Origin of the sequence: Mycolicibacter sinensis (assembly GCF_001667945.1) — a bacterium.
Taxonomy (GTDB): Bacteria; Actinomycetota; Actinomycetes; order Mycobacteriales; family Mycobacteriaceae; genus Mycobacterium; species Mycobacterium sinense_B.
Window position 1 is genome coordinate 21,045 of sequence record NZ_LZJK01000012.1, and the last position, 8,298, is coordinate 29,342.

General features: G+C 69.7%; 9 protein-coding genes. 2 read left to right on the forward strand and 7 right to left on the reverse strand.

The window, feature by feature from the left end:
• The first annotated feature begins 3 nt into the window (after positions 1 to 3).
• Entirely contained in the window at positions 4 to 852 is an 849-nt protein-coding gene (locus tag A5694_RS00655) for a DUF559 domain-containing protein (protein ID WP_064919928.1), read from the forward strand.
• On the opposite strand, the gene A5694_RS00660 is transcribed toward A5694_RS00655, so the two are convergent.
• From A5694_RS00660 to A5694_RS00690, 7 genes are all read right to left on the reverse strand, one after another.
• The gene (locus A5694_RS00660) at positions 849 to 2,036 is read right to left on the reverse strand and encodes an NAD(P)/FAD-dependent oxidoreductase (protein ID WP_082952443.1); all 1,188 of its coding nucleotides are present in this window, start codon (positions 2,034 to 2,036) and stop codon (positions 849 to 851) included. The genes A5694_RS00655 and A5694_RS00660 overlap by 4 nt on opposite strands.
• Positions 2,033 to 2,215 (reverse strand): rubredoxin, encoded by a 183-nt coding sequence (locus tag A5694_RS00665; protein ID WP_064919929.1) that lies wholly within the window; start codon positions 2,213 to 2,215, stop codon positions 2,033 to 2,035. Before A5694_RS00665 ends, A5694_RS00660 begins: the two co-directional genes overlap by 4 nt.
• Positions 2,212 to 2,385: a rubredoxin gene (locus A5694_RS00670; RefSeq protein ID WP_064919930.1), complete on the reverse strand. Its 174-nt coding sequence runs from the start codon at positions 2,383 to 2,385 to the stop codon at positions 2,212 to 2,214. Before A5694_RS00670 ends, A5694_RS00665 begins: the two co-directional genes overlap by 4 nt.
• Entirely contained in the window at positions 2,385 to 3,608 is a 1,224-nt protein-coding gene (locus A5694_RS00675; RefSeq protein WP_064919931.1) for an alkane 1-monooxygenase, read from the reverse strand. Before A5694_RS00675 ends, A5694_RS00670 begins: the two co-directional genes overlap by 1 nt.
• 97 nt (positions 3,609 to 3,705) lie before the next feature.
• Positions 3,706 to 4,968, reverse strand: a complete 1,263-nt coding sequence (locus tag A5694_RS00680) for a PucR family transcriptional regulator (protein ID WP_064919932.1) — start codon at positions 4,966 to 4,968, stop codon at positions 3,706 to 3,708.
• 13 nt (positions 4,969 to 4,981) lie between these two features.
• Positions 4,982 to 5,689 carry a type 1 glutamine amidotransferase gene (locus A5694_RS00685; RefSeq protein ID WP_064919933.1) on the reverse strand — a complete coding sequence of 236 codons (708 nt, stop codon included), beginning with the start codon at positions 5,687 to 5,689 and terminating at the stop codon, positions 4,982 to 4,984.
• On the reverse strand, positions 5,686 to 6,906 hold the full coding sequence (locus tag A5694_RS00690) for a DUF1727 domain-containing protein (protein ID WP_064919934.1): 1,221 nt from the start codon (positions 6,904 to 6,906) through the stop codon (positions 5,686 to 5,688). Before A5694_RS00690 ends, A5694_RS00685 begins: the two co-directional genes overlap by 4 nt.
• 96 nt (positions 6,907 to 7,002) lie before the next feature.
• On the opposite strand from A5694_RS00690, the gene A5694_RS00695 reads away from it, so the two are divergent.
• Positions 7,003 to 8,001, forward strand: a complete 999-nt coding sequence (locus A5694_RS00695) for a DEDDh family exonuclease (protein ID WP_064919935.1) — start codon at positions 7,003 to 7,005, stop codon at positions 7,999 to 8,001.
• Positions 8,002 to 8,298 lie beyond the last annotated feature (297 nt).

Genomic DNA, 8,298 nt, shown 5'->3' on the forward strand with positions numbered 1-8,298 from the left:
GCCATGGATGGGGTCTTTATCGGCAGCGAGGCGATCGCCGCTGGCTTCTTGACCCGCCACGAGCTTCAGCGGTGGTACCGACCCATTTACCGCGGGGTCTACCTGCGCAAGCGTGTGACCATCACGCTGCGTGATCGCACGACGGCAGCCTGGCTCGCGTCTGGCCGAAACGGGGTGATCGCTGGGGTCAGCGCCTCGGCCCTGCACGGGGCCGAGTGGGTCGACGCCGAAGGCGACGTTGAACTCATCGCGCACGACACTCGCTCGCAATCAGGCCTGATCGCCCGCGATGAAACCCTGGCCGGCGAGGAAATAACCACAGTCGCCGGGATCCCGGTCACCACACCCGCCCGCACCGCCTACGACCTGGGCCGCCACCTGCCAAGAGTCCACGCGGTAGCGCGGCTCGATGCCCTCGCCCGGGCCACCCCGTTCAGCGCCGAGGATGTGCTGCTGATCGCCAAGCATCACAAAGGCGCGCGCGGCTTACGAAAGCTGCGGGCGGCGCTTCCACTGGTCGATCCCGGCGCTGCCTCACTCAGGGAGTCCTGGCTGCGGTTGCGACTGATCGACGCCGGCTTACCTACCCCGACTACCCAGATCCCGGTGATCGAGCGGGGGTATTGGCCGTTCGCCTGGCTTGATATGGGCTGGGAGGACTACAAGGTGTCGGCCGAATACGACGGGGATCAGCATCAAAAGGATCGTCAGCAGTACGTCAAAGACCACAAGCGGCAGCGCAGGCTGGAACGCCTGGGCTGGATCAACATCCGGGTCATCAACGAGGACAACCCCAACGAGACCGTCCGCCGCGTCACCGAGGCGCTGCGATCCCGCGGCTGGCGGCCTTAGACCGGTTGCAGCACTTCGGAAATCGGCGCCCCCGCGGCGATCTTCCCCCGAGCCGTCCGCACCTGTTCGGGAATGCCGGCGCCCACCACGGCGGCCAGCACACCGCCGCGCTCGTAGTAGGCCAGGAATCGGCGGGTCTGAACATCGAAGTCCTCGACCAAGTGCACGGTGTCGCCGGCCCGCGGGTGACCGAGGCACTGGATCTTGATGTCGTATTGGTCGCTCCAGAAGTACGGCACGCCCGCGCCGGCCACCGCATCCCGCCCCAGCATCGCCGTCGCCAGGCGGCGCGCCTGCTCGGCGGCGTTGCTCCAATGCTCTACCCGCGCTTGGGAACCCGTGCCATCCCGCCAACTCGCCACGTCGCCGAGCGCCCAGACGTCCGGGGCGCTGGTACGTCCCACCGCGTCACAGACGATGCCGTCCGCCACTGCGATGTCGCTGCCGGCCAGCCAGTCACTGGCGGGACGTGACCCGATGCCCACGATCACCAGATCAGCCGGAATCACCGAGCCGTCCGATAACGTCACCGACTCCACCTGGCCCGCACCCGAGACCGTCACCACCTGCACGCCGGTGCGTACGTCGACGCCCTCGTCGCGGTGCAGCCGGCTGACCAACGCGCCCACCTGCTCGCCCAGCACGGAGGCGAGCGGGGTGGGCTGCGGCTCCACCAGCACCACGTCCAGCCCCGAACCGCGCAGGCTGGCCGAGACCTCACAGCCGATGAAGCCCGCCCCGATCACCACGGCACGTCGCGCACTCGACGCCCGCTCCCGCAGCGCCAGGCAGTCATCGAATGACCGCAGCACGTGGATGCCGTCCAGCTCGCCCAGCGCCGGAATGCGCCGCGGCACCAGGCCGGTGGCGATCACCAGCTGGTCGTAGCGCAGCACCTGTCCGTCGGCCAGCGTGACGGTGTGGCCACGGACGTCGACGCCAACGGCGGCGACACCGAGGCGCAACCCGATGCGGTGCTGCGCGTAGAACGCGGCCGGTTTGAGCGCTACATCGTCCACCTCACCGCGCAGCATCTGCTTGGACAGCGGCGGGCGGTCGTAGGGCAGGTGGGCCTCGGCGCCGACGATGGTGATCGCGTCGGCGTAGTCGTTGCGGCGCAACTGCTCCGCGATGCGGACCGCGGCCAATCCCCCGCCGACGATCAGCGTCCCCGGGGAACTCACGGCCGTGCCACCTCCACCATCTCGAAGTCGGCTTTCGCCGCGCCACAGTCCGGGCAGCTCCAATCCTCGGGGATGTCCGCCCAGCGGGTGCCGGCGTCGATGCCGTCCTCCGGCCAACCCAGCGCCTCGTCGTACTCGAAGCCGCACTGCAGGCAGCGGAAGAGTTTGTAGTCGCTCATGAGTTCACTCCAATCGGTTCGAAATCCAGCTTTTCGCGGACTGCGCAGTCCGGGCAGCACCAGTCATCGGGGATCTGATCCCAGGGCGTGCCGGCGCGGAAGCCTTCTCGCGGGGCGCCGAGCGCCTCGACGTAGACGTAGCCGCAGCCCGGGCACCCGTAGGCGGCCATCAGCCGGCCGCCCCGTAGCGGGCCAGCACCTTGCCGCGCACCCGTGGATGGATGTTGGCCAGCGTGATGTCACCGGAGTAGTGCTCCAGCACCCGGTGGTCCATCAGTCTGCGCCACACCGGCGGGAAGTAGGTCACCCCGATGAGCGCCCCGTAGCCGGCCGGCAGATTCGGCGAGTCGTCGAAGCTGCGCAGCGTCTGGTAGCGCCGGGTCGGGTTGGCGTGGTGGTCACTGTGCCGTTGCAGGTGGTACAGGAACAGGTTGGTGACCATGTGGTCGGAGTTCCAGCTGTGCTGCGGGGTGCAGCGCTCGTAGCGGCCGCCGGCCTGCTTCTGCCGCACCAACCCGTAGTGCTCCAGGTAGTTCACCGACTCCAGCAGCGACGACCCGTAGAACGCGTTGATCAGCACGTAGGGGATCAGCGCGACGCCGAACACCGCGATCATCACGCCCCAGAACAGCACCGACATCGCCAGCGCGTTGATGACGTCATTGCCCCACCAGGTCCGCGGGTTCCACGGGTTCTTGCCGGTACGACGGATCCGTGCTGCCTCCAGCTCCCACGCCGAGCGGATGCCGCCGACCATGCTGCGCGGCAAGAACTCCCAGAACGTCTCACCCAAGCGCGCCGACGCCGGGTCCTCCGGGGTGGCCACCCGGACGTGGTGGCCGCGGTTGTGCTCGACGTAGAAGTGTCCGTAGCAGACCTGAGCCAGGGTGATCTTGGACAGCCAGCGCTCCAGCGAATCCCGCTTGTGGCCGAGCTCGTGGGCGGTGTTGATGCCCACCCCGGCCACCGTCGCCGCCGAGAGCGCCACGCCGATCTTGCCCAGCCAGCCCAGCGCGCCGTCGTAGCCGAGCCAGCCCAGGTCCGAGGCGGTGAACAGGTAGGCGCCGAAGATGGCGCTGGCATACTGGAGCGGAATGTAGGCGTAGGTGGCGTAGCGGTAGTACTTGTCGTTCTCCAGCGCGGCCATCACCTCATCCGGTGGGTTCTGCCCGTCAGCGCCGATCCAGAGATCCAACGCCGGCAGCAGTAGATAGATCAGGAACGGTCCGACCCACAGCAGCGCCTGCGACGCGGTCTGCCAGCCGGCGACGTTCATCGCCCACACCAGCGGCAGCACCAGAAACATCATGGTGGGCACGACCAGGCCCAACAGCCACAGGTGCCGCTTCTTGTCCTGCCAGATCTTCGGTTCGCCGGCTACGTCAGTGCTCATCACATTCAACCTTTCGCCTGGTCATAGCTTTAATGGCCTAGACGTTAGGCACCGCCGCGTGATCGCCGCTCGTCCCGCGAAACCGGAATTTCTCCGGTTATTCGTCCCCGGGAGACAAAACGCTCCCGCCGTACCACTGACACAGCAGCAGCGCGATCTCGACGTCGAGCCGATCCTCGGCGATCGGGCGGCCGCGCCGTTCGATCGCCCGCTGGACGCGGTACTTCATCGTGTTGACGTGAAAGTGCAGTAGCTCACCGGCCGCCTTGAAGCTGGAGCCGGTCCGCAGGAACACCCGCAAGGTCTCGCGGTGCCGCTCGTCGCTGTCGGTCGCGCAAGCCAACGGCCCGAGCACCTCGCCGACCCAGGCCCGCGCCGCGGCCAGGTCATTCCCGCCCAGCAGGGCCGCGGCCGACAGTCCCGGATCTCCGGCCGCGCTGACCCGGATCGAACCGGACGCGACCGCCACAGACTGCGCTGCCAGCGCCTGCTGGTGCGATCGGCGGAAGCCTTCCACCCCGGGCAGCGGATCGCCGATCGCCACCCACGGTTCGTCGGGCGCGGCCTGCGCGCAGGCCCGGATCTGTTCCACCACGTCGGTCTGGGTGTCCGACGGCAGCGGCAGCCACGCCCACCCGCATGCGCTGTCGGCCGGGACGAACAGCGGCGCACCGTGCACCGCCAGCGACTCCGCAAGCCGCTTGATGAAACGTTCTGCCGCCGAAAGCTTGTCGCCGCCGGGTTCCGGATACCACACCACGACCGCGACGTGGGTTCGGCGCAGCGGGTAGTGGATCTCGGTCGTCATGGCATCGACGTCGCGGTTCTCGTCGGCAAGGATCTCGCGGACCCGCAACGCACGCACCGCATTTCGGCTCTCCAGCCAGCGTTCACGCTCGGCCTGGTAGATGGCGACCACCTGTTGCGACATTTCGTCGATATAGCCGAACATCAGCGTGGACATCGCGCCGAGCACATTCAGGCTCAGGTCCGGATCCAGCTCCGCGGAGCGAATCTCTTCGAGTACCAGCTGCAGCGCCACCGAGTGGCCGAGCCGGTAGCCGCGCACCAACGTGTTCACCGGCACGCCGCGCTGCGCCAGGCGGCGGGCATGCTCGAGGGCGACGGCCGGCGCGGCGATATCGGCCACCGGGATGTTGTGGCGGATCGCCGAGAAGTAGGTGTCGACGTTGGCCGCCACCGTGGCGTGCAGCAGCCCCAGCAGTGACGAGTCGGTGGTCAGCTCCGGTGACTCCTTGGCCACCAGATCCTCGATCACCTGGGCCGTGTCGGCCAGCCGGTCGTAGAGCCGTTGCGAGATCCCGATCGCGGCGTCGGCAACGGTGCTCGGATCGGTCATGGTCAAAAGGTAGTCAGGCCCGCCGGGGGGCGACCAGTCGCTCGCGCCGCAGCATGTCCACCTCGGGCAGTTCCAGCGGCGCCAGGTCACCGACCACCTTCGACAACAGCAGGTCGGCCAGTTCGGGGTTGCGCGCCAGGCATGGCCCGTGCAGATAGGTCGCGACGACGCTGCCCTGCACCGCCCCGTCGAACCCGTCGCCGGCCCGATTTCCGGCGCCCTTGGTCACCTTGCTCAACGGCGAGGCGGCCGGACCCAGCACGGTGCCGCCACGGTGGTTCTCGAAGCCGGTCAGCGGCGCCGACAGACCCGCCAGCAGCGGGGTGGCGACCACCTCGCCGATGGTGCGCGCTTCCTGCGGTGAAGTGGTGACATCGAGCAGCCCCACCCCGTCGACGCGTTCCCCGGCTGAGGTCTCATACCAGGCCCCCAGCACCTGCACGGCCGCGCAGATCGCCAGCACGGGCGCCCCGCGTCCCGCCGCGCGCTGCAGGCCCGGATACCGGACCAGGTGCCGGGTGGCCAGTCGCTGCGCGTAGTCCTCGGCGCCGCCCAGGGTGTAGAGGTCCAGTGATTCCGGCACCGGGTCGGCCAGCGTGATCTCGACGATCTCGGCGGCGATCCCGCGCAGCAGCAGTCGCTGCCGCAACACCACCGCGTTGCCGCCGTCGCCGTAGGTGCCCATCACATCGGGCAGCACCAGCCCGATCCGTACCGTCATGCCAACCTCCGCTGCAGCTGCAGGAACGCGGTGTAGTTGGCGACGACCTCGACCGGCCCGGGCGGACACGACGCGATGGCCGCACAGGTGTCGTGCACCAGGGTGTGCTGCACCCCGGCGTAGCCGAGGCGCACCGCCAGGTCGGTGCCGCGCTCCCCGGCGGCCACCACCGGAACATCTTCGAAGTGCTCGAAGCGCACATCCCACAGCCAGGACAGGTCCTCGCCGTCGGGCACCTGCCCGTTGACGGCGATCACCACCCCGGCGGCGCGGTGGTCGACCATCGACAGCGCCTCCTGCCAGCCGGCCGGGTTCTTGGCCAGCAGCATCCGCACCGTGTGCTCGCCGACCTGCAGGCTGCGGTAGCGCCCGGCCACCTCGTCGACGGCGCACACGGCGGCCACCGCTGTGACCGGGTCGGCGCCCAGCGCGACGGCGGCGGCGACGGCCTGGGCGGCGTTGCCGCGGTTGACGTTTCCGGGCAGCGACAGGCGCATCGGCAGCACCAGCCCGTCGGGCCCGTACAGCGAGTCGTCGTCGAACCACCACTGCGGGGCGGGGCGGCTGAAGTCGCATCCGGTGGAGCGCCAGTGCCCGTCGCGGCGGTCGATCACCTCGCCGCTGCGCGGGCAGCTGACCGAGTCGCCGGCCCAGCCCCCGCCGGCGGCGACCCACACCACGTTGGGGGAGTCGTAGGCGGCCGAGGTCATCAGCACGTCATCGCAGTTGGCGACCACCACCGTCTGCGGATGCCGGGCCAGCCCGGTGCGCAAGGCGCGCTCCACCGCGTTGATTTCACCGACCCGGTCCAGCTGGTCGCGGGACAGGTTGAGCAGCACGACCACGGCCGGCGCGACCGCATCGGCCACATGCGGCACGTGCATCTCGTCGACTTCGAGGGCCGCCAGCGCCGCGGTGCGGTCCGCGGCCAGCGCCGCCACCAGCCCGGCGTCCATGTTGGCGCCTTCGGCGTTGGTGGCCACCGGACCCAGCTCACGCAGCGCCGCCGCGAGCATGCGGGTGGTGGTCGACTTGCCGTTGGTGCCGGTGACGATGGCGGTGCGCCGCCCGGAGCCGAGCTGCCGCAGGATCGAGCGGTCCAGTGTCATCGCGACCAGGCCGCCGATCATCGCGCCGGCGCCGCGGCCGGTGACCCGCGACGCCCACCGGGCACTCGCTCCGGCAGCCAGCGCCAGACGTCCACGGGCGGTGATCACTGCGTGAGTTTAGATGGGGCGACCTCAGCGACTTAAGTTGACGACACGGCTCGGCGGCGACCGGAGTTCGTCCCCCCGCCGTGCCATCCTCATGGCATGAGTGCGCTGTGGGGGCGCCCGGCCCGCGATTCCGGCGACGGCTGGGCCGTCGTCGACGTCGAGACGTCGGGATTCCGGCCCGGGCAGGCTCGCGTGCTCAGCGTCGCCGCCCTGGCACTCGACGCCGACGGGCGCATCGAGCATTCGGTGTCCAGCCTGGTCAACCCCGGCACCGACCCGGGCCCCACCCACGTGCACGGCCTCACCGCCGAGATGCTGGCGGGCCAGCCCCGGTTCGCCGACGTCATCGACGAGGTCGCCGCCCTGTTGGCCGGCCGCACCCTGGTGGCGCACAACGTGGCGTTCGATTACACCTTCCTGGCCGTCGAAGCCGAGATGGCCGGCGCCGAACTGCCCGTCGACTCGGTGATGTGCACGCTGGAGTTGGCCCGGCGGCTGGATCTGGGCCTGGCCAATCTGCGGTTGCAAACCCTCGCCGCGCATTGGGGCATCGTGCAGACCCGGGCTCACGACGCGCTCGACGACGCCCGGGTGCTGGCCGGGGTGCTGGAGCCGGCGCTACAGCGGGCCCGGGAACGCGACGTATGGCTGCCGGTGCGGCCGGTGACCCGCCGCCGCTGGCCCAACGGCCGGATCACCCACGACGAACTGCGGCCGCTGAAGGCGCTGGCGGCCCGGATGCCGTGCGCCTACCTGAACCCGGGCCGCTACGTGCGGGGTCGTCCGCTGGTGCAGGGCATGCGGGTGGCGCTGTCGGCGGAATGCACCCGCACGCACGAGGAGCTCGTCGAACGCATCCTGCACGCCGGGCTGGCCTACAGCGACGTCGTCGATACCAACACCTCGCTGGTGATCTGCAACAACGAAAGCCCGGAGCAGGGCAAGGGCTACCAGGCGCGGGAACTCGGGGTGCCGACGGTCACCGACGAGCACTTCATGGCCTGCATCGGCCGGGTGGGCGGGGTCGTCCAAGGCACCGGTATCGAGCAGTTCGTCGACGTCGGGGTGGCCGGTGAGCAGATCTCGCTGTTCTGACCCCCTGCCGTCTCCTTAGCCGCTCCGGCCCCACCCGGCCCGTCTATCCCAGCTGCAACGGCGGGGATGGTGCATGATGTTCGCCCGCCTCTCAGCGACAACGATGGTTATGTCAGCCGCGGGCGCTTGACATAACGGCACTTGTCGCTGAGAGGCGGGCAACACCCACATACCGACCCCGCGGTTGCGCGTGGGGCCGAAGTTGTTCGCGGGGCTCAGCCGGGCCGGGCCGCCCGGTTCACCGCCGAGACCACCGCCCGCAGCGACGCCGTGGTGATCGACGACGCGATCCCGACT

What these genes read in the sequence shown, in the direction of transcription:
- A5694_RS00695 (WP_064919935.1), top strand. Translation starts at nt 7,003, where the DNA reads ATGAGTGCGCTGTGGGGGCGCCCGGCCCGCGATTCCGGCGACGGCTGG.
- A5694_RS00665 (WP_064919929.1), bottom strand. Translation starts at nt 2,215, where the DNA reads ATGAGCGACTACAAACTCTTCCGCTGCCTGCAGTGCGGCTTCGAGTAC.
- A5694_RS00685 (WP_064919933.1), bottom strand. Translation starts at nt 5,689, where the DNA reads ATGACGGTACGGATCGGGCTGGTGCTGCCCGATGTGATGGGCACCTAC.
- A5694_RS00655 (WP_064919928.1), top strand. Translation starts at nt 4, where the DNA reads ATGGATGGGGTCTTTATCGGCAGCGAGGCGATCGCCGCTGGCTTCTTG.
- A5694_RS00670 (WP_064919930.1), bottom strand. Translation starts at nt 2,385, where the DNA reads ATGGCCGCCTACGGGTGCCCGGGCTGCGGCTACGTCTACGTCGAGGCG.
- A5694_RS00680 (WP_064919932.1), bottom strand. Translation starts at nt 4,968, where the DNA reads ATGACCGATCCGAGCACCGTTGCCGACGCCGCGATCGGGATCTCGCAA.
- A5694_RS00675 (WP_064919931.1), bottom strand. Translation starts at nt 3,608, where the DNA reads ATGAGCACTGACGTAGCCGGCGAACCGAAGATCTGGCAGGACAAGAAG.